Origin of the sequence: Mesorhizobium sp. YM1C-6-2 (genome assembly GCF_003666685.1) — a bacterium.
Classification (GTDB): Bacteria; Pseudomonadota; Alphaproteobacteria; order Rhizobiales; family Rhizobiaceae; genus Mesorhizobium_K.
The window spans coordinates 731,098-750,219 of record NZ_RCIZ01000001.1; the positions used below are offsets into that span (position 1 = coordinate 731,098).

General features: G+C 65.7%; 16 protein-coding genes. 5 read left to right on the forward strand and 11 right to left on the reverse strand.

Annotated elements, in window-relative coordinates; all coding sequences use genetic code 11:
* Positions 1-21 precede the first annotated feature (21 nt).
* The 8 genes from D8676_RS03580 to D8676_RS03610 all read right to left on the reverse strand — a co-directional run bounded on the left by D8676_RS03580 (position 22) and on the right by D8676_RS03610 (position 8,346).
* Positions 22-1,047, reverse strand: coding sequence for an ABC transporter substrate-binding protein (locus tag D8676_RS03580; protein ID WP_121579438.1), 1,026 nt, complete (start codon positions 1,045-1,047; stop codon positions 22-24).
* A gap of 93 nt (positions 1,048-1,140) precedes the next feature.
* Entirely contained in the window at positions 1,141-2,181 is a 1,041-nt protein-coding gene (locus tag D8676_RS03585; protein WP_121579439.1) for a Gfo/Idh/MocA family oxidoreductase, read from the reverse strand.
* A 485-nt stretch (positions 2,182-2,666) separates the two neighbouring features.
* The gene (locus D8676_RS03590) at positions 2,667-3,632 is read right to left on the reverse strand and encodes an LLM class flavin-dependent oxidoreductase (RefSeq protein ID WP_121579440.1); all 966 of its coding nucleotides are present in this window, start codon (positions 3,630-3,632) and stop codon (positions 2,667-2,669) included.
* Between the two features lie 141 nt (positions 3,633-3,773).
* Positions 3,774-3,938, reverse strand: coding sequence for a hypothetical protein (locus D8676_RS27205; protein WP_183096958.1), 165 nt, complete (start codon positions 3,936-3,938; stop codon positions 3,774-3,776).
* Between the two features lie 170 nt (positions 3,939-4,108).
* Positions 4,109-4,921, reverse strand: a complete 813-nt coding sequence (locus D8676_RS03595; RefSeq protein WP_121579441.1) for an ABC transporter permease — start codon at positions 4,919-4,921, stop codon at positions 4,109-4,111.
* Positions 4,918-5,925 carry an ATP-binding cassette domain-containing protein gene (locus D8676_RS03600; protein ID WP_121579442.1) on the reverse strand — a complete coding sequence of 336 codons (1,008 nt, stop codon included), beginning with the start codon at positions 5,923-5,925 and terminating at the stop codon, positions 4,918-4,920. The genes D8676_RS03595 and D8676_RS03600 overlap by 4 nt, the downstream gene beginning before the upstream one ends.
* 200 nt (positions 5,926-6,125) lie before the next feature.
* The gene (locus D8676_RS03605; RefSeq protein ID WP_121579443.1) at positions 6,126-6,548 is read right to left on the reverse strand and encodes a hypothetical protein; all 423 of its coding nucleotides are present in this window, start codon (positions 6,546-6,548) and stop codon (positions 6,126-6,128) included.
* A gap of 124 nt (positions 6,549-6,672) precedes the next feature.
* Positions 6,673-8,346 carry a GMC family oxidoreductase gene (locus D8676_RS03610; protein WP_245426543.1) on the reverse strand — a complete coding sequence of 558 codons (1,674 nt, stop codon included), beginning with the start codon at positions 8,344-8,346 and terminating at the stop codon, positions 6,673-6,675.
* Positions 8,347-8,526: 180 nt separating this feature from the next.
* Here D8676_RS03610 and D8676_RS03615 point away from each other — a divergent pair, with 180 nt between their 5' ends.
* Complete coding sequence (locus D8676_RS03615; protein WP_183096959.1) at positions 8,527-9,405, forward strand: aldo/keto reductase; 879 nt, start codon at positions 8,527-8,529, stop codon at positions 9,403-9,405.
* Here the strand turns inward: D8676_RS03615 and D8676_RS03620 are convergent.
* From D8676_RS03620 to D8676_RS03630, 3 genes are all read right to left on the reverse strand, one after another.
* Positions 9,369-10,370, reverse strand: a complete 1,002-nt coding sequence (locus tag D8676_RS03620) for an endonuclease/exonuclease/phosphatase family protein (protein ID WP_183096960.1) — start codon at positions 10,368-10,370, stop codon at positions 9,369-9,371. The genes D8676_RS03615 and D8676_RS03620 overlap by 37 nt on opposite strands.
* Before the next feature lie 93 nt (positions 10,371-10,463).
* On the reverse strand, positions 10,464-11,804 hold the full coding sequence (locus D8676_RS03625) for an HlyD family type I secretion periplasmic adaptor subunit (protein WP_183096961.1): 1,341 nt from the start codon (positions 11,802-11,804) through the stop codon (positions 10,464-10,466).
* Positions 11,801-13,540, reverse strand: a complete 1,740-nt coding sequence (locus tag D8676_RS03630) for a type I secretion system permease/ATPase (RefSeq protein ID WP_121579737.1) — start codon at positions 13,538-13,540, stop codon at positions 11,801-11,803. Before D8676_RS03630 ends, D8676_RS03625 begins: the two co-directional genes overlap by 4 nt.
* Before the next feature lie 492 nt (positions 13,541-14,032).
* Between D8676_RS03630 and D8676_RS03635 the strand changes: the two genes are divergently transcribed.
* The 4 genes from D8676_RS03635 (at position 14,033) to D8676_RS03650 (ending at position 19,081) form a co-directional block, all read left to right on the forward strand.
* Positions 14,033-15,184, forward strand: coding sequence for a polysaccharide biosynthesis/export family protein (locus tag D8676_RS03635; protein ID WP_121579447.1), 1,152 nt, complete (start codon positions 14,033-14,035; stop codon positions 15,182-15,184).
* Positions 15,185-15,325: 141 nt separating this feature from the next.
* Entirely contained in the window at positions 15,326-16,465 is a 1,140-nt protein-coding gene (locus D8676_RS03640; protein WP_121579448.1) for a glycosyltransferase, read from the forward strand.
* Positions 16,466-16,618: 153 nt separating this feature from the next.
* The gene (locus tag D8676_RS03645) at positions 16,619-17,920 is read left to right on the forward strand and encodes a hypothetical protein (protein ID WP_121579449.1); all 1,302 of its coding nucleotides are present in this window, start codon (positions 16,619-16,621) and stop codon (positions 17,918-17,920) included.
* A gap of 192 nt (positions 17,921-18,112) precedes the next feature.
* Positions 18,113-19,081, forward strand: a complete 969-nt coding sequence (locus tag D8676_RS03650; RefSeq protein ID WP_121579450.1) for a glycosyltransferase family A protein — start codon at positions 18,113-18,115, stop codon at positions 19,079-19,081.
* Positions 19,082-19,122: the final 41 nt, after the last annotated feature.

Here is a 19,122-nt window from a genome sequence, read left to right on the forward strand (position 1 = left end):
TTGGCGCGCAAGGCCGCCGGGCTACTGCGGCAGGCTAGACACCTCGGTGTCCCACTTCTGCAGCAGGCGCTTGCGCTCGTCGCTGGAGCCGTATTTCTTGAAGTCGTAGTCGATCAGCTTGATCGTCGACAGGTCCGGCGACAGCGGCGAGGGCGTGGCGTTCTTGTTGGACGGGAGCTGGAAGGACTTCACGTCCTTGGCCTTGTTCTGCATGTCGGCCGTAAGCGCCCAGTCGTAGAACTTCTTCGCCTGGTCCGGATTGCGTGCGCCCTTGATCAGCGACATCGAACCGATCTCGTAGCCGGTGCCTTCGCAGGGCGCCACGGTGACGATCGGGAAGCCAGCCGCCGTCTGAGCCACCGCGTCGTGCATGAAGACGATGCCTACGGTGGTCTCGCCCAGCCCCGCCGCCTTGATCGGCGCGGAGCCGGACTTGGTGTACTGATTGATGTTCTTGTGCAGCGCCTTCATGTATTCGAAGCCCTCGTCCTCGCCCATCAGCTGCACCATCGTGGCGAGCATCGTATAGGCGGTGCCCGACGAGTTCGGGTTGGCGATCTGCACCTGCCCCTTGAACTCGGGCTTGATCAGGTCGGCCCAGCATTTGGGTTCGGGCAGGCCGTTCTTGGCGAGCAGATCCTTGTTGTAGCCGAAGCCGAGCGCGCCCGAATAGACGCCGATCGTCTTGTTGTCGGCGGCTTCCGCCTGCTTGATCGCCCAGTCATGGAGCTCGGCGCGCATGGGGGACTCGTAGGCTTCCGTCAGATCCTCCTCGGCCGCCTGCAGATGCGGGTCGCCGGTGCCGCCCCACCACACGTCGCCCTTTGGATTGGAAGCCTCGGCGCGCACCTGCGCATAGGTTTCGCCGGAGCTTTTGCGCGTCATGTCGACGGTGATGCCGGTCTCGGCTTCGAAGCCGGTCTTGATCTGCTGGCACCAGGCCTCGTCGGCGGAGCAGTAGAGGGTGAGGCTCTCGGCGTTGGCGGAGATGGTTCCGGAAGCAAGGAGCGCCGCAACGGCGGCCGAGTAAAGATGGATCGATTTCATGCGTTTCGTTCCTCCCTTTATTCGCCGACTAATCAAAGTCGCCATTGCAGGCAGATTGGGTGTTTTCCGCTGCAATTGCAACACAAGCGCCGATCAGCTCCACCGAACCGGGGTGACGGCCCGGTGCTCGGTGGCTGCGCGGTAGGCGGCGTCGACAAGCGCAAAGGTGCGGAGATTATCTTCGCCGCGCGTCTCTGCCGGAACCCCGCGCTGCAGGCAGTCGAGGAAATGGCGGCAGGCGCCCATCGCGCCCTCCTGGCTGACGTGCCAGGGATGCGAGGTCCAGGAGAGCAGCGGTGCGCCGATGTCGTGCTCCGTGGCCTCGCCGTCGCTGGTCAGCTTCATCCGGCAGCCTGCCGTGACGACGATCGAGCCGCGTGGCCCCTCGATCTCCATCAGCGTCTCGGGAAACGCGTCGTCGGCGCGGCGCGCCTCGTAGGTGACCTCGACGGTGCTGACCGCGCCGCTCTCGTGGCGCAGCAGCATGGTCGCGGTGTCCTCGGCCCTGACCTTCGGATTGCGGCGCTGCGTTTCGCAGGAGATGCGCTGCACGTCGCCGAGCAGGAAGCGCGCGACGTCGAGCACGTGGACGCCGACATCGGCGATGACGAAGCGCTCCTCATCGTAGAAATAGGGCTGCGTACGGTAGACGTCGAAGCCGGTGCGGAAGGCGATGCGCGCCCAGCTAGGCTCACCGATCGCGCCGCTGTCGATGACCTTGCGGATCGCGCGCAGCGGCGCCTGGTAACGGAAGTTCTCGTGCACGGCGAGCCAGACGCCGGCCTTTTTCGCGGCCTCGACGATTGCTGTCGCGTCCTCCCATGTCGGGGCGAAGGGTTTTTGCACGATGGCGGCGACGCGGTGCGCGATCGCGGTCTCGGCGAGTTCGCGGTGGGTGTCCTGCCTCGTCACGATGTCGACCGCATCGAGCTTTTCCGCGGCGAGCATCTTCCTGACATCCGTGTACCAGGGCGCGGCGAATGTCTCACCCGCGGCCCGGGCCTTGTCGGGATCGACGTCGCAGACGGCGGCGAGCACCGCGCCGTCCGTGGCGAGATCGCGCCAGGCGTTGAGATGATTCTGCGCATAAAAACCGCAGCCGACGACACCGATGCGGATGGTCTTGCCTGTCATGTTATCTCCCTGGCGGTGACGATTGGCATCCGGGGATGCCGTAGCCCTCGTCTCGATCTTTACCAACGTTGCCGGTGTTCATGAAGCGGGAGCAGCGCCCACCTTCCCTCAAAGGAAGGGGTACCCGCGCGTTTCATCGATGCCACGCCTGCTTTCGCATCTGGCCATTGTCTGAATAGGTGGGAAGCGGGGCACGGGGCCGAGCCTCTCAAATTGTAATACGTGGCCGGTTTCCCGCACCCCGCCGGCATGCTTGCCCTACCTGGAGGGGACGCAGATTCGTTTCACCGCGCGACCTCGGTCAGGGCCCGGTCCTCGGGGCTCATCACCCAGCCGCGCCACCTCCGCGCGACCGAACCGGTACCGTCCCTGCCACGCTCGCCCGGTTCGCGACCCGCGTTCCCGTGCAGGAGATGCCAGAAGTATCGCTCAACCGGGAGCGGCGTGGATAAACAGCCGCTGAATTTTCTTGCGATCGTGGGAAATCAATGGCTTGGCGGGAAAACCCGTCCACGCGATCCGCCTATTCCGGACTGTTCCCGTGCGGACGCATAGCCGGCGTCGCGTCTGGCCGCCAGGATCGGCACGGTCCGCTGGAACAGCGACGCGACGTCGCGCGAAAACATCGATATCGCGCTCTCGTCGTCGAGCCCACTCACCATGAATTCGCAAATGCCGAGAGCGGCGTAGCCGAGCAGCGTCTGCGCGACCCGCGCCGGCGGGCCGCTGACGGCGACCGCGCCGGAAGGGGTCGGGTGACCGGCCTGTCCGGCGGGTGTGAACAGAACTGGAAGCGCGAAGCGGATCTTGCCCGTCCTGCCGTAGCGGGCGGCGGCGGTTTCCACCCGCCGCATCAGGTCGCGGATTTCCCCGACCGTGCCCGGCGTGAGTTCGAACACCGTCGCATGCCGGCCGGCGACATTGAGCGCTATGCCGGAGACGCCGCCCATGCGGATCGGGATGTCGGCGCCCTGCGGTCCCTTCCGTTCGACGAAGCCGCCGCTGACGCTGTAGTTCGGGCCCTCGTGATCGAATGGCAGGTCGTTCGACCAGAGCCGCTTGAGCAGGACCAGATATTCGTCGGTCTGTCTCAGCGCCTCGGCATGGTCGATTTGTTCGGCCTCTTCGCCGGCATGGCCGTCCGGCCCGAACAGGAAGCGCAGCGACAACCTGCCGTCGGCGAGCCGGTCGAGTGCCGCAATCTGCCTGGAGGCGACGACCGGATCGATGACGCCCGACCAGTGGGTGAGCGCGATGCCGGGGATCGAGGTCGTACGGGCCGCTTCGGCGGCTATGTCCATGTTGGTGAGGATGCCGGCGGGACCGTCGATGACGATCGTGCCGAACACGCTTTCAAGCACCGGGCGAAGGGCTCGCGCATCGCGGCCGCTCGACAGGTATTGCCAGGGATAACTGTTTCCGGACGGTACGTGGGTGAACTCGACTGACATGCAATCTCCTCCATCGCACTAGAGTTCGCGGACTGTTTCGATTGGGTCGGGGAAGCCCCGTCGTCCTCCTGTTGGGCGCAAGCCAGGTCCCACTCGTGGGAGATAGCCTTGCCCGGGTCATTGACGCCTTGTTGCGCGGGATCAGTTCAGAATGCCGAAAACCACGGCCAGGGTGAATCCGACCGACGACGCGAAAGCGAGATAGATGCAGGCCGAACGGAGGTTCCCGAAAAGCTGGCCGGGGTCCGCCAAGGGCGGCGGCCGGGAAATGTCTTCGGCAGGCACTGTAAGAGCGATGTCGTTCATCTGGAATCCCGTTTGGGGGCCTCCTGTAACGACACTAGTCTACTAAATTGGTAGAAATTGTCGATTGCTTTTATGCAGCGGCTTCAGGAACGGCTTTTCGGTCCATTCCGCCCGGTTGGATTTTCATTCCGGACGCGAGGGGAATGAGACAACGACGCCGGCTGCGCGAGCTACCGCTCGCTTCTGACGTAGAGCCAGAGCGTCACCGGCGCGAGGACCGCGGTGAGCAGAACCGGGGCGATCAGCGCAAGCCCGACCTGTGCGGCGGTGGCGTCGCCGCTCATCAGCCCGCGCAGCGCGGTCGTCATCAGCGAGACGGGATTGACCTCGACGAAGGCACGCAGCCAGCCGGGCATGGTCGCCGGATCGACCATGATGTTGGAGGCGAAGACGAGCGGGAAGATCGCGGTGAAGCCGATGGTCATCACCGTCATCGGGGTGCGGATCAGCAGGCCGAGCACCATGAATATCCAGCCGACGCCGAAGCCGATGGCCAGCAGGAGCACGAAGGCGGCGACGACGCCGACGATGCCGGCTTCCGGCCGGTAGCCGAGGATGAGACCGATGGTGAGGATGATCAGCCCGGCGATCAGGTGGCGCAGTATGTCGCCCACCATCAGCCCGGCGAAGGGCGCCAGCGACCAGATCGGCAGGGAGCGGAAGCGGTCGAACAGACCCTTGCCGAGGTCGGTCGACAGCCCCATGCCGGAATAGACCGAATTGAACACGACGGTCTGCACCAGGATGCCCGGCAGGAAGAACTGGAGATATTCGCGGGGCGAACCGGCCAGCGCGCCGCCGAACACGAAGGTGAAGAGCAGCGTGAACATGATCGGCGTCATCACCAGATCGAAAAGCTGCTCCGGCACGTGCTTGAACTTCAGTATCGCGCGCCAGCCGAAGACCAGCGCGTTCGACAGCGCCGAGGGTGCGGCCGGCCGGTCGACCCGCTGCAGGAGTTGCGTGGTCGCCGTCCGGTTCATGCCGCATCCTCCTTCTTGTTCTCGTCCGAGGCCGGCTGGCCCGTCAGCGCGAAGAACACCTCGTCGAGGCTGGGCTGCCCCATGGAGAAGTCCGAGAGTTCGATGCCGCCGGCAATGAGCTCGGCGAGCGCCTCGTTGGCCGCCGCGGCCGTGCTGCCGAGCACCGAAAGCCCGGTGCCCTCGGCGCTGCGCTGAACGGTTTTGCCGAGCCGGCGCTCGAGCAGCGCCGCCGCCTCGTCCGCCCTGGCGGGATCGGCGAGGGCGACGTGCAGGAAGCCGGAGCCAGTCGCAGCCTTCAGCTCGCGGCTGGTGCCCTCGGCGATCTTCTTGCCGTGGTCGATGACGGCGATGCGCGCGGCGAGCTGGTCGGCCTCTTCGAGATACTGCGTGGTGAGCAGGATGGTGACGCCGGAATCGGCGAGGCCGCGGATCATCCGCCACACATCCTTGCGGGCCTTCGGGTCGAGGCCGGTGGTCGGCTCGTCGAGGAAGAGCACGCCGGGCGTGATGACGAGCGAAGCGGCGATATCGAGCCTGCGCCGCATGCCGCCGGAATAAGCCTTCACCTGCTTGTTGGCGGCGTCCGACAGGTCGAAGGCCGCAAGCAGCTCGTCGGCGCGGCTCTTGGCGGCGCGGCCGCGAAAGCCCCAGAGACGCGCGAGCAGGATCAGGTTCTCGCGGCCGGTCAGGTCCTCGTCGAGAGAGGCGAACTGTCCGGTCATGGCGATCGATGCGCGGATCTCGTGCGGCGCGGCGAGCAGATCGTGCCCCATCACGGTCGCGGAGCCGGCGTCGGGCCGCGACAGGGTCGCAAGCATGCGCATCAGCGTCGTCTTGCCGGCGCCGTTCGGGCCCAATATCGCGAAGATCATGCCTCTGGGCACGACGAGGTCGATGCCGTCGACGGCGCGCAAGTCGCCGAACGACTTGACCATCCCATGCGCGGAGATCGCCGGTTCGACGGCGAGGACGGACAGATGTCCGGTCGAGGAAAGATCATTCATCGGCGGTCGATCCGGCGGTTTTCGGAAGTTCGTTTGACGCGAAGGCTGCGGCAAGCGGTCGCATATATAGGTTCAGGCGCGATTTTGGAACCGCGGGATGCCTCCCCGAGGCCTTCTCCTGACAGATAGCGACATGGCGGCCGGCGAACCATGTCGTCGGGAAGAGGGTCGCGGCCCGCCTGAGTGGGCAGTCGAGGAGGCTAAAGCGCGCCCTGGATCGACGCTGTCGTCACGCCGGTAAAACGATTGCTGGCGTCGAGGCGGCAATCGAACGTCTTGGCGCCCTCGCCGTCCTTGGCGACGGTGACCTCGATCGTCGTCGAGCCGTCTGCCGCGACCACGGGCGGGTGCGCCGTGGCGAATTGCGGCTCGACGCTTTGCATGAAGGCGACCTGATCCTGGCAGAAGGCGGCCTGTATTTCGGGTTTGATCGGGCTGGTCCCGGCCGCTGTCGCGCGCGGGATGCCTTCGTTGGCATCGGCGCTTTCCGGGCCTACCGACGCTGCTGGCCTCTGCGACGCGGCACCCTCGGCAACGGCGTCAAGCGATGCTCCGGAGTTTCCCGATGTGCTGCAGGCCGCGAGCAGGACAGCGGCGAACGCCAAGCCGGTTGCAGTCTTCATCGGCCGCTCCAGACCACCACACAGGTTTCGATGCCCAGCGGGCTAGCATTGACAAATCCAGCCCTCGTTCAAGCCTCCCGGCGATCAAGGCATTTTTACCGACGCATCAAGAAGTTTGATGTTTTCAGGCCGCCTGCACCTGCAGGGGCTGGACTTCGCCGATCCTGCCAAGGTGTTCCGCCAGCCGGAAGGTCAGCGCCAGCAGGGTGAGCGTCGGGTTCGCCTGTCCCGAGGTCGGAAACACCGACGCGCTGGCAACGAAGAGATTGCCGACGCCGTGCACGCGGCAGTCTGCGTCGACGACGCCGTCCTTCGGATCGGTCGACATGCGCGTCGTGCCGATATGGTGGCCGCCGACGATGCCGTGCCGCTTCGCCTTGAAGACCAGCCTGTCGCGGTCGAAGTCCAGCCTGCCGGCGCCACGCAGGGCGAGTTCGCGGGACAGCAGGCCGTAGCTCTTCTCCAGGCTGACGAGGTCGAGCTCGGTGACGCGCCAGTCGATCTTGAGGCGCGGCACCCCGAGGGAGTCGCGTTGCGTGGAAAGCGTCAGCCGGCTGTCGGGGTTGGGCGCCTGCTCGGCGTGGAATTCGAGCTCATAGCGGTTGTCGCGCGAGCCGAGCACGACCGACGGCAGCTTGCGTTCGGCGAAGGTGCGCTGCCGCAGCCAGTTGGTGCCGAAGCTCGCGAGGCGGAAGGGCTGGCTCACGATGTTGCCGACATGGCGCAGCCGCCCGCCCCAGCTCACGGGGTTCTCGACGAACTTCCGGCTGTATTCGTAGAGCACCATGTCCTTGACCAGGAACATCGCCGACAGGATGGCGTCGCCATGCGAGGGGTCGGCGGGCTCGGGCAGATGGGTGCGGAAGGTGGTGTTGAGCAGGGAGAAATCGCGTTGCGCCTTCTCCGTCAGCCAGAGGCGCCGGCGCACATAGATGCCTTCGTCGTCGCGCGCATAGTCATAGGCGACGCCGTCGGGCGAGCCGGCGAAGGAGATGGTGCCGGCGGTGGCGCAGAGATGGCTCATATAGTTGCGGCCGAGATGGTCGCTGTCGTTGCCGATGCCGGCGGGGCGCACGTCGTTGGAGGCGAGCAGCAGGCGCGTCGTCTCCAGTCCGCCGAGCGCCAGCACATAGGAGCGGCCTCGCACCTTGATCCGGCTGCCGTCGGGGGCCGCGACCTCGATCCAGTCGACCGAATTGCCGTTCGCGGCGAGCTGGATGTGGAGGGCGGGAGCGTCCTTGACGATTTTGACGCGATCGGAGCGCGTCAGCTCCTCGCCGTAGCGACGCCAGAAATTGGTGGGCTTGCTGAAGCGCTCGATCGTGGTCCGGACGAGTTCGCCGTCAAGACCGGGCGCGAGTTCCTTCTGCGCTCCGGGCAGGGCGTCCTCGGGGAAAAACTCGGGCCTTCCGGCCTCGGACGCCTCCATCGCCTGCGTGTAGTGGCTGGAAAGCCTGTCCTCGCCGAACGGCCAGCCGGAGCCGGGCACCCAAGGGCGCTTCTCGAAGTCGATCGGGTCGAAGGGGATGGCGCGCCCGCCCCAGATGGTGCTGGTGCCGCCGATGGCGCGGACGCGGTAGTTGTGCGTCGGCGGATGCACGACCTCGTCCGTCAGCTCGCCGCGATAGAATTCCTGCGAGGCTTTCGTCCGCTTGTCGCCGCCCGCTTCGAGCAGGAGGATCGACTTTCCGGCCGCGCCGAGCGCGTGGGCAAGCGTCAGGCCGGCTGCGCCGCCGCCGACGATGACGACGTCGTGTTCTTCATTGGAATTCTTGAGGTCGGCCAGGCTTCCGAGCACGAAAGACAACTCCTCGCAGCCATGCTGCTGATCGTTTCGCCCCGTCGCCTGATGATTTTTATTCCATCTCGTGTTAGCGATTGCAACAAGAATGGGGCGGTTTTTGTTTGCAGTGCAACATGGAGGTCGATCGGCTGGTATGTCGATCGGCCGCGATGCTGCCGGATTGGAGACCGACCTATGATGCAACGCGAGTTCGGACAGAATGGGGCAGCCTTGCCGGTTCTCGGGCTCGGCTGCAGCCGGATAGGCTCGCTCGGCAACCGGGTGCCGATGCGTGAGATCAGGGCGCTGCTGGAGCGGGCCCTCGACCTCGGCGTCAATTTGTTGGACACGGCTAACATCTATGGCCAGGGCGACAGCGAGCGCGAGATCGGCAGGCTGCTCGCCGGCCGGCGGGATCGTGCTTTCGTGGTCACCAAGGTCGGCAAGCGCTTCTCGCGGAAGATGCGGCTGATGCGCCCGCTGAAACCGCTGCTGAAGCCGCTTCTGGCGACGAAGTCGGCGAAGAGCGCCGTCGTTGGCCAGCGCGACGCCAACCTCGCCACCGATTTCTCGCCCGAGCATATAACTGCCGCGGCGGAAGACAGCCTGCGCCGGTTGAATTTCGATTCGGTCGACGCGCTGCTGCTCCACAGTCCGTCGGCGACGGAGATCACGCCGGCCGCCGGCGACGCGCTGGCGGCGCTGAAGAAAGCCGGCAAGGTCCGCCATTTCGGCATTTCCTGCGACGATTTGCCGGCGCTGAAGGCGGCGCTGGAGATTCCCGGCGTCGAGCTTCTCGAACTGCCGCTCGATGTCATCGACGCGGCGATCGAGATGCGGCTCTCTGACGTGATCCGCAAGCGCTCGATCGGTGTGCTGGCGCGCGAGGTGATCCGCCTGCAGCCTGGCGTTCCGGCGTCGAGGGCGCTGCAGCAGGCGGCGTCGCGCGCCCCGGTGACCTCGGTCATCCTGGGCACGTCGAGCGTGGGGCATCTGGAGGAGGCCGTGTCGGTTCTGGCGGGGACCGGCCGCGCCGGTCAGGGCAGCTCGATGTCAGCCACCACCGGCAGGTGATCCGAGCCGTAGTGGGGCCCGGTGAAGAGCGCGGCGACCCCGACGCCCCTCGACACGGCGATGTGGTCGATCGGCGTGCCGAAATTGACCCCTCCGAGGCTGGCGAACAGACGCGTTGCCGGCGGCCAGGCTGACCGTTCCGTCGCTTCCAGCCCCGACAGGAAGAGCGTGCGGGCATAGGTCGGCGACCAGACCGGCGTGTTCCAGTCGCCTGCCAGCACGACCTCAGTTCCCTCCGGCTCGGCAGCGATTTTTTGTGCGAGCGCATCCAGATAGCGGTTGCGCGCCTTCCAGGCTGCCAGCGACCGTGGTGTCGGCGAGTGGATGGCGTAGACGATCAGCGGGCGGTCACGTTGCGGCAGGTCGACCTCGACGCGCAGCGCCGGGCCGCCGCCCAGCCAGTTGCCGGAAGGCGGCATGTCGGCGACGAGGCTGGCGCGCATCGGGTAGCGGCTGAGCACGAGGTTGCTGTTCCACTTCAGGACCTCCTGGCCGACCAGATGGTAGCCCGGCAGGCTTCTGAGCACGTCCGGCCAGTCGTACCTGGCTTCCTGTGTGACGATGATGTCGGGAGAAAGCTCTGCGACGATCTCGCCGAAGCGCTCGGGCGTCGAATTGTTGAACAGCACGTTGGCCGTGACGATGCGCAGGTTGTGGGTGCCGGCCGAGGCTGCCGTCGGCACGCCGATGACGAAGAGCGGCAGGCTGTTGATCATGAGCATCGCCGCCAGCGCGGCCGTCGCTATCCACCGGCGCAGTAGAAAAGCGGCGACGAACAGAAGCAGGATGGCCAGCGCGAGCTGCGGCCGGAAGAAGGCGATCATGTCGCCGGGCCAGAGACGGTCGGCCGCGGAGACGAGCGCAGTCACCAGCGCCGCGGCGAGGACGGCGAGCCAGGTCAGCGCCGTGGCGGCGCGTGAGCGGGGAGCGCCGGAGGCGGTGGAAGGATGGGAGATGCTTACCATGGCCGATTCGGATCGGCCGGAAGCTTCCCGACCGATGCTCCTTCTATCCTCGGATATCGGCCTGGCGATGGCATCTTCTCGCGACATACGGTCTCAGCTTTCGCGCATCGCATGGGAGAGCTGATCCGTCAGCGGGCTCAGCAGGTATTGAAGCGCGGTGCGTCTGCCTGTGGTGGCGAGGAATACCTCGACAGGCATGCCCGAGACAAGCGACCGCTCCTTGCGCAGGCGCCCCTCGTCGGTGATCGATATGCGCGCCAGGTAGTACGATTCCCGCGTTGCCGGCTGCACGATGACGTCGGCCGACAGCGACGTGACCGTGCCGGCGAAGGGCTCCAGCATGCGGGCGTCGGCCGTCTGCAACTGGATCTCCGCGCGCTGCCCGATCGTCGCCTGGTCGATGTCGGTCGGGCGGATGCGCACCTCGACGACGAGCTGGTCCCCGTCCGGCACGATCAGCGCGACGGTGGCGCCTGCCGCGATCACGCCGCCGATCGTGTGGATGGCGAGCTGGCTGACGAGCCCTGCCTGCGGCGCCCGCACGATCAGCCGGTCGAGCTGCTCGCGCGCGGCGCTCCGCCGCTCCATCAGCTCGGAGATGCTCGCATCGACGTCGCGCAGGTCGCGCTCCGCCTGCTCGCGCTGGACGAGGTCGATCTGCGATATCTCGAGCTCGCTGCGCGAGATCGCGATGTTGGACTGCGCGATCTCTGTTTCGAGCTGGCCGATCGTGCCGGTGAGCTCGGCGCGCGCGCGCTGCAGGGCCAGGAGCTGGCGCTGCGTGGTCAGTCCCTGCGCCATCAGCGCCTCGACGCTCTGGAGTTCCTGTCCGATCAGCCGCACCTGGTCCCTGGTCGCTGCCAGCCGCGCGTCGAGCCCGCGGACGCCGGCCTTCAACTGGCGGGTCTGCTCGGTGATGCCGGCCTTCTGTCCGGCGGTCGCCGTGCGGCGCGCCGTGAATAAGGCGCTCTCGGCGGCAAGCGCCTTCGCCAGTTCTTCCTCCATATTGTCGAAGCCGGGCAGCGGTTCGATGCCGGCCATGTCGGTCTCCCCGAGCTGCTCCGCCCGAAGCCTTTGCCGTTTGGCGATGAGGTCGACGAGCTGGGCTTCGACGATCGCGTAATTGCCGCGCAGGGCGGTGTCGTCGAGCCTCAGCATCTCCTCGCCTGCCTCGACCCGCATGCCGTCGCGCACCAGGATACGATCGACGATGCCGCCGTCGCGGTGCTGGATCTGCTTGACGTTTCCGCTGACGGCAAGCTGGCCGCGCGCGACGATGGCGCCGTCCAGATGCGTCGTCGCCGCCCAGCCTCCCAGTCCGCCGAGGAGAAGCAGGCAGATGAGCGCGCCCGCGAAGAGTTCGTGGTGGACGCTGCGGCGGCTGCCCTCGGAAACCGGAAGTCGATCCGGCTGGCTGGGAAGGCGCGTGGTCATGACGAAGCCACCCTGACCGGCCGCTGGCCGTTCTCGCGCAGGATCAGCTCGCGTGGACCGAACGCGGCCTGCTTTCCGCTGGAGATCACCAGGACATGGTCGCATGTGGCGATCGCGCTCGGGCGGTGCGCGATGACGATGACGATCGAATGCGCCTGCTTCGCCGTTTCGACGGCCTTGCGCAGCGCCTCGTCGCCCTCGACGTCGAGGGCGGAGGTCGGCTCGTCGAGCACGAGCAGGAAGGGCGATCCGAACAGCGCCCGCGCAAGGCCGATGCGTTGCCGCTGGCCGGCCGAAAGCATCATGCCGCCTTGCCCGATCAGCGTGTCGTAGCCGTCCGGCAGGCTGGTGACCAGCCCATGCGCACCGGCGCGCCGCGCGGCGGCGATCACCGCGGCGGAATCGGGATGCTGGGCGAGCCGGGCGATGTTCTCGGCGACGGTGCCGTCGAAGAGCTCGACATCCTGCGGCAGGTAGCCGACATGCCTGCCGAGCTGGTCGGACTGCCACTGCGAAAGTTCCGCGCCGTCGAGCCGCACGCTGCCCGAAAGCGGCTGCAGGATGCCGACGAGGGCGCGCGCCAGCGTGGATTTGCCTGCTCCGCTGGGGCCGATGATGCCGAGCGACGAACCGGCCCGGAGCGAAAAATTGACGCCGGTGAGCAGGGCGCGTTCGGAGCCCGGTCCTGTTACCGAGAGGTCGGCGACCTCGATCGACACCTTCGGCCTGGGCAGCTTCGTTTTCGGTTCGCCCGCATCGGCGTCACCGATCTGGTCGCGCAACCTGAGCCAGCTCTGGCGCGCGGCGACGAAGCCGCGCCAATGACCGATCGCCTGCTCCACCGGGGCCAGCGCACGCGCGGTGATGATCGAGACGGCGATGATCATGCCGGGCGTGATCTCGTTCTTCAGCGCCAGATAGGCGCCAAGCGCAAGCGAGGCCGACTGGAGCAGCAGCCTGACGCCGCGCGAGGCGCCGATGAAGAAGGCCATCCGGTCCGATGCCTTGCGTCCCGCCGTCCGGAGTTCGTCGTCCATGCTGCCATAGCGGCGGATATAGGCGCCGCGCATGCCGAGGCCGGCAATGGTTTCGGTGGCGCGCCCCGCGGTATCGATCAATCGTGCCCGGCGCGCGGTCGCGGCATTGGCCTGGCGGACGGGCTCCTGTGCGGCGCGGTCCCCGAGCGCCGCCAGGCCGAACAGCACGGCGACGCCGCCGAGCGCCAGCATGCCAAGGTCCGGGTGGAAGGCGAACGCCACCGCGAGATAAAGCGGCAGCCATGGCAGATCACAAAGCGCGATGGCGGCCGGCGAGCCGATGAAGGCACGCAGGCGGTCGAAATCCTGCATGGGATTCGACTGCTCGGCCTGCCGGTTGGCAGGGGACGCGCCGTACCAGGGCCGTGCGATCGCCAGCCGCGCGACCGCCGGGCCGACCTCGTCGCCGAACCAGTCGGCGATGCGGGTCGAGGCGCGCAGCCTGACGATGTCGAGCGCTGCGAGGCAGAGGTAGATTCCGGCGACGAGAAGGAGAAGCGCCACCAGGGTCGGCACGCTGCGGCTCGTCAAAACCCGGTCATAAACTTGCAGCATGAAGAGGGGGCCGGCGAGGAGAAACAGGTTGAAGACAGCGGAGAGACCGATGAGCCCACCGAAGCCGCGGCGAAGCGCAGCGATGGCCTTCTCCACCCGGTTGGCGGGTTTCGGGCCCGGTCGTCCCGGAAGAGAGAATTTCATGCTCATTTGGCCCTCGGCCGATCGGCGGCGCAGCCGTCATCTGGAAAGGGGCGGACATTGCGTCGGTTCCCGCCAGACCGCGGGAGAGACGACGCTCGATGGAGCGGCGCAACTTTGATGTTGCAGTGCAACCTGATTGGAAGAGTTACAGAATGTTAGCTATTCGTAAAGGGACAAATGATGAGGTGACGGCATCCGTCACAATACAGGCAATCGGATCGAGACAGGCTGAGAATGTGAGGTCCGAGCATGAACGTCAATTTATATTATAAATCGATAATGATTTTGATTTGGCCCGGAAGGACTGCGGTTCTACGGTTTTTCTTCATGCCTGGTGCCGACAGGGAGCTTGTTCGGAGCGCATCATTGTTGTGTGATCGATCGGCAACACCAATTTTTGAATTAGCCGCCATACGCATTTGATGGAGATTCAGGACTCCGCAATTGTGCGGTGCACATATAGGCTTCAGCGGGGGCTGAGGAGACGCAAGTTTGTACCAGTCCATTTCGATCCCCGCATCGATCCTGTTCGTTTGTTCGCTTGTCGTGTCGGGGTGCACCGCTCTCCCGTCAGCAGGCCCTGAGGTCGGAAGCAGCAGCTACGCAGCCGTCAATAAGCCGTCGAGTGCACCGCACGCGGTCGTCAACGTAACGCCCGAGACCATCCGTGTCGTCGAGAAGTGGGAGCCCAGCTCCGGCTTGGGCAGCTTCCGCGGCCCCGGCGCCCAGAGCATCCGCATCGGCGTCGGCGATGTCGTCGGCGTGACCATCTTCGAAGCCAGCCCCGGCGGTCTGTTCATTCCGCTGGAATCGACCAACAGCGCCGGCAATTTCGTCAACCTGCCCGACCAGAAGGTCGACAGCGCGGGCAACATTTCCGTGCCTTACGCCGGGTCGATCAAGGCGGCCGGCCAGGAGCCGGCTGCCGTCCAGCGCGTCATCGAGCAGCGGCTGGCGAGCCGCGCCATCGAGCCGCAGGCGGTGGTGGCGGTGAAATCGCAGACCTCCTCCGAGGTCAGCGTGCTCGGCGACGTCAACGCGCCGTCGAAATTCGCGGTCAACGCGGACGGCGAGCGCATCCTCGACGTCATCGCCAAGGCCGGCGGACCCAAGCAGCCGGGCTACGAGACCTACGTCACGCTGCAGCGCGGCAAGAAGAAGGCGACCATCTATTTCCAGAAACTCGTCCGCGAGCCCTCGAACAACATCTACGTGCTGCCCAACGACACCATCTACGTCTATCGCGAGCCGCACGCCTTCATGGCCTTCGGTGCTTCCGGCGAGAACGGGCGCTTCGATTTCGCCGACGAGACGATCAGCCTGTCGGACGCGCTGGGCAAGGCCGGCGGCCTGCTCGATACCCGCGCGAATCCGGGCGCCGTGCTGGTTTACCGCACCGAGGACCGCAAGACCGCGGCCAAGCTCGGCGTGCCGGTCGAAAAATTCCCGGATGACCACATTCCTGTCATCTATCGATTCGACCTTCGCGACCCAGGCGGCTTCTTCCTCGCCTCGTCCTTCCCGGTTCGCAACAAGGACGTGATCTATATCGGCAACGCCGCGATCGTGAAGTTCATGAAGTTCATCACCGTCGTTGGGGCAACGACATCAGCGGCATCTGCCGGGCGTAACGTCATAGAGTAGGGAGAGGGCAAGGGAGCTTGAAAGAGAGGTAGCCGAGCGGATGATTTTTGAAATGCCTGGCAAGGGGATGACGATCGCATCCGCCCTGGCTGCAGGAGCAATACGGACAGGTTCCTTCCCGAACGGGGAGGAACCGAGGCCATGATCTTCCTGATCGCGGTTTTCCTGATCTGCGTACTGCTCGTGCTGCATCCCTACGTCACCTATCCACTGTCGCTGATGGTGGTCAGGCGCTTCTGGCCGAAGCCGTTGAACCCGACCCTGCCGGAGCCGACCAGCTTCGCCGTGGTGTGCTGCGTCTACAACGAGCGCGAGGTGATCGATCAGAAGATCGAGAACATGCGCGCCGTGCGTGATTCGCTCGGCGACTGCCAGCTCCTGATCCACAGCGACGCGTCGTCCGACGGCACCAACGAGGTGCTGCAATCGGTCGCGGGCGAGTTCACCCTGTCGCTGGCGGAGGGCCGCAGCGGCAAGAGCGCAGGCATGAACCGCCTGCTGTCGATGACCAAGGCCGAGGTCGTCATCTACACCGACGCCAACGTGATGATCGACCCGGTCGCGGTGCGCAACCTGCCGCGCTACTTCCGCGACAGGGACGTCGGCTGTGTCACCGGGCACCTGGTCTACGAGAATGCCGACGAAAGCCAGACGGCCAAGGTCGGCACGCTCTACTGGAAGCACGAGGAATGGGTGAAGCAGCTCGAAAGCGACACCGGTTCGGTGATGGGCGCCGACGGCTCGCTCTTCGCGATCCGCCGGGAACTGCACCGGCCGACGCCGGCTGACATCATCGACGATTTCTTCACCTCCATGTCGATCCTCTGCTCGGGGTACCGGCTGGTGCGCGGCGACGATTTTGTCGCCTATGAGCGGGCGGCGACCGTTCGCGGCGACGAATTCCGCCGCAAGGTGCGCATCGCCTGCCGTGCCTTCAACTGCCATCGCCTGCTGTGGCCGAAGATCGCCAGGCTGGACGGGTTGTCGGTCTACAAATATTTGTCGCACAAATATCTGCGCTGGCTCGCCGGCTACTTCCTCGTCGTCGGCGCGGCGGCGTCCGCCATGATCGTGCTTGGCGCGTTCGGAGTGCTGCCTTTCGTCGTCTACCTGCTGGTCCTTGCGGCTGCGGCTTTCGCGGCGGACCGCTTCGATCTGCCGGTGATGACCAGCCTGTGGGAGATCATGGTCGCGATGTGGGCGACCGCGATCGGCGTCTACAAGTCGCTGCGCGGCGAGCGCTTCCAGACATGGACGATCGCATCTTCGACGCGCAAGTAGACGCAGCGGGAGGTCGGGAGGCTGACGGTTGGATCGCATGTCCGCTCGGGCATGCGATCTGAATTCTGATTGAGCATCGGATGATCCGAAAACCGATTTCGATTTTTCGGTCAGATGTACTGACGGGCGCGAGGCCTTCGCGATGATATCCGCTTGAACGAGATCGTGGTGAAAAGCCGCGCGCAACGGCTGGTCGGGCTGGCGACCGGCTTCGGCGCGCTGCATGTCGCGCATACCGGGCTGAACCTCGCCTTCACGCTGGTGCAGCTGCTGGTGCTGGCGCGCGGGCTCGACCAATCCCGCTATGCCGAGATCGTCTTCCTGACGGCGGTCGGCTTCTACGTGCAGCCGATCGACCAGGCGATCGGGCGGGCGAACTACATGGCGCTTCGCCCGCGCTCGCTCGGGGTCGCCGGCGGCGGTCCTGGCGGCGAGGTATTTCGCTTTCTCGGCGCGCAGGCGGCGCTGCTGACCGTTCTGTCCTTCCTGATACCGGCATGGTTCGGTCTCGACGACCCGGTCCGCTATCTCGGCAACGCCCTCTATCTGTTCGGCTGCCTGTTCACCGCCTACTGGTCGTTCGACCTGCAGTCGACCGTGTGGTCGGCCGATCTCGGCCGCCAGTTCGCCTTCATCTCGATCATCCGACGGCTGCTCTTCATCGCCGCCCTCGGCCTGTTCTGGACGACCGACAGCTTCCTGCTGTTCGGCGTGGCGACGACCGTCATCGTCATCGCGTTCATGGCCGTGCTCGCCAGCATGCTGAGGGGGTCGGCCATCTGGGGCCTGCGTTCAGCGCCGGTGACGCGCGGCGGCATCGTCGCCCACTGGAAACGGTTCTGGGCGTCGCTGGTCTTCGCCCTCTCGGAACTCTTCGTCCTGAACTCGCCATATGCGGTGGTCACGGTGCTGCTCGGCGTCGGGCCGGCGCTGGTGATGTTCGACAGCGTCATGAAGGTCTGCCGGTTGGCGATGGCGGGAACGCGCACGCTGGCCGAGATTTTCCTGCCCCGCATCAGCCGGCAGCTTCTCGGCGGCGAGATGCCGCAGGCGCGGCGCGGGCTTTTCCTGGTGATAGCGCTCTGCGTCGCGGCGAGCGCGGTGCCCGCCCTCGCCGTCCTGCTGTTCGGACAGGAGATATTCGACCTGCTGCTCGGGCAGAACAACGTCGTCCCGGCGGCGGCGACGCCGGTTGCGGCGCTGATCGTGCTGATCAGCGGCTTCTACCAGCCGGCGACGCTCTTCCTGAGCTATCTCAATGCCGCCAGGCTTATCCGTCGCGTCGCGCAATTCGCTTTCGCGGGCGCTGCCGTCTACGTGCTTCTGGTGTGGGCGAGCGGCGCCGATCCCGTTGCGCTGCTCTGGATCTACGCCGTGTTCTTCGCCTCCGTCTCTCTGATTTCGATCATCTGCTCGGCGAGGATAGAGCCATGGGATTCAGGCCGGGATGGATAAGGGTGACGGGTATGCGTCTTCTCGCCACTTTTCTGTTGCATCATCGATATGTTGCAGTGCAATATAGATCAACGTGGTGGGGCAAACCGCGGGCGAGAGCCCGAGCGGACCACAGTCAAATCCTACCGGCACGTTCGAGGCCGGCCCATTGTTTGGGACGATTTGTCTTTGGGCCGCCCAAAGAGGTAGGTTGTGCCGAAATTCACCGCTATTCTTCCGCTCTACAATAAAGCCGATACGATCAACCGCGCCATATCTTCGGTGCTGGCGCAGACTATCGGCGAGTGCGAGATCATAATCGTCGACGACGGCAGCACCGACGGCAGCGTCGAAAGGATCGACAAGACATATCTTCCCTCGATCAGGCTGGTGCAGCAGCCCAATGCGGGGCCGGGGAAGGCGCGTAACGTCGGGGCAGCACTGGCGACGGGCGAATTCCTGACCTTTCTGGACGCCGACGACGCCTGGGAGCCGGGTTTTCTCGAAGCGGCCGGGGCCGCGCTCGAAGCGCATCCTGACTGCGCCGCCTATGTCGCTGCCTATTCGTCGACGCAGAAGCAGATTCACGAGGACATCCTGCTCAGGGTGATTCCCGAGACGGGACCGCGCACCATCGACGGGTTCAACAAGCCCGCGGACATGAAGGCCTATGTCGACTGTTTCCACTCGAGCTCGTCGGTCGTGCGGCGCGAGACGTTCGAGCGCTATGGCGGCTACTATGACCAGGACCGCTGCGTGTATGGCGAGGATTCCTATTTCTGGCTGCAGGTCGCGCTCGGCGAACATGTCTATTTCGACCGCACCGTGCTGACGCACTTTCACGTCGAGGATTCCAGCCTTGGCGTGAAGCAGAAGGGCCGGCATCCGCGCCGGCCGGCGCTCGTTCATCCACAGCCGCTGCGGGAGAGCTGCCCGCCGGAGCGGCGCGCGCAACTTGAGACATTGCTCGCCTTCCTGCGCCTGATCGAAACGCAGAAGCTCGTCGCGCAAGGCAAGTTCCACGACATCGGCTGGCTGCGTCGCGCCTTTCCCTGGCCGGCCGGCGTGCCCAGCCCGGTGATTGCGCTGCGCGAGGTGCGCGTGAGCGCGCTGCGCCTCGTGAACCGCGGCAGGTCTCTCTTCACACCGCCCGGCGACAACTCGGCGGTGCCCAACGGATGAACTGCCTGGGACGGAATCGGGCGGCACATCCGGGGCAGGGG

Bases quoted from the DNA above. Each gene is read 5' to 3' on its own strand.
- D8676_RS03595 (WP_121579441.1), bottom strand. From the start codon at position 4,921: ATGAACCGGACGGCGACCACGCAACTCCTGCAGCGGGTCGACCGGCCG.
- D8676_RS03605 (WP_121579443.1), bottom strand. From the start codon at position 6,548: ATGAAGACTGCAACCGGCTTGGCGTTCGCCGCTGTCCTGCTCGCGGCC.
- D8676_RS03640 (WP_121579448.1), top strand. From the start codon at position 15,326: ATGATCTTCCTGATCGCGGTTTTCCTGATCTGCGTACTGCTCGTGCTG.
- D8676_RS27205 (WP_183096958.1), bottom strand. From the start codon at position 3,938: ATGAACGACATCGCTCTTACAGTGCCTGCCGAAGACATTTCCCGGCCG.
- D8676_RS03620 (WP_183096960.1), bottom strand. From the start codon at position 10,370: ATGGTAAGCATCTCCCATCCTTCCACCGCCTCCGGCGCTCCCCGCTCA.
- D8676_RS03630 (WP_121579737.1), bottom strand. From the start codon at position 13,540: ATGAAATTCTCTCTTCCGGGACGACCGGGCCCGAAACCCGCCAACCGG.
- D8676_RS03625 (WP_183096961.1), bottom strand. From the start codon at position 11,804: ATGACCACGCGCCTTCCCAGCCAGCCGGATCGACTTCCGGTTTCCGAG.
- D8676_RS03590 (WP_121579440.1), bottom strand. From the start codon at position 3,632: ATGTCAGTCGAGTTCACCCACGTACCGTCCGGAAACAGTTATCCCTGG.
- D8676_RS03600 (WP_121579442.1), bottom strand. From the start codon at position 5,925: ATGAATGATCTTTCCTCGACCGGACATCTGTCCGTCCTCGCCGTCGAA.
- D8676_RS03615 (WP_183096959.1), top strand. From the start codon at position 8,527: ATGATGCAACGCGAGTTCGGACAGAATGGGGCAGCCTTGCCGGTTCTC.
- D8676_RS03585 (WP_121579439.1), bottom strand. From the start codon at position 2,181: ATGACAGGCAAGACCATCCGCATCGGTGTCGTCGGCTGCGGTTTTTAT.
- D8676_RS03580 (WP_121579438.1), bottom strand. From the start codon at position 1,047: ATGAAATCGATCCATCTTTACTCGGCCGCCGTTGCGGCGCTCCTTGCT.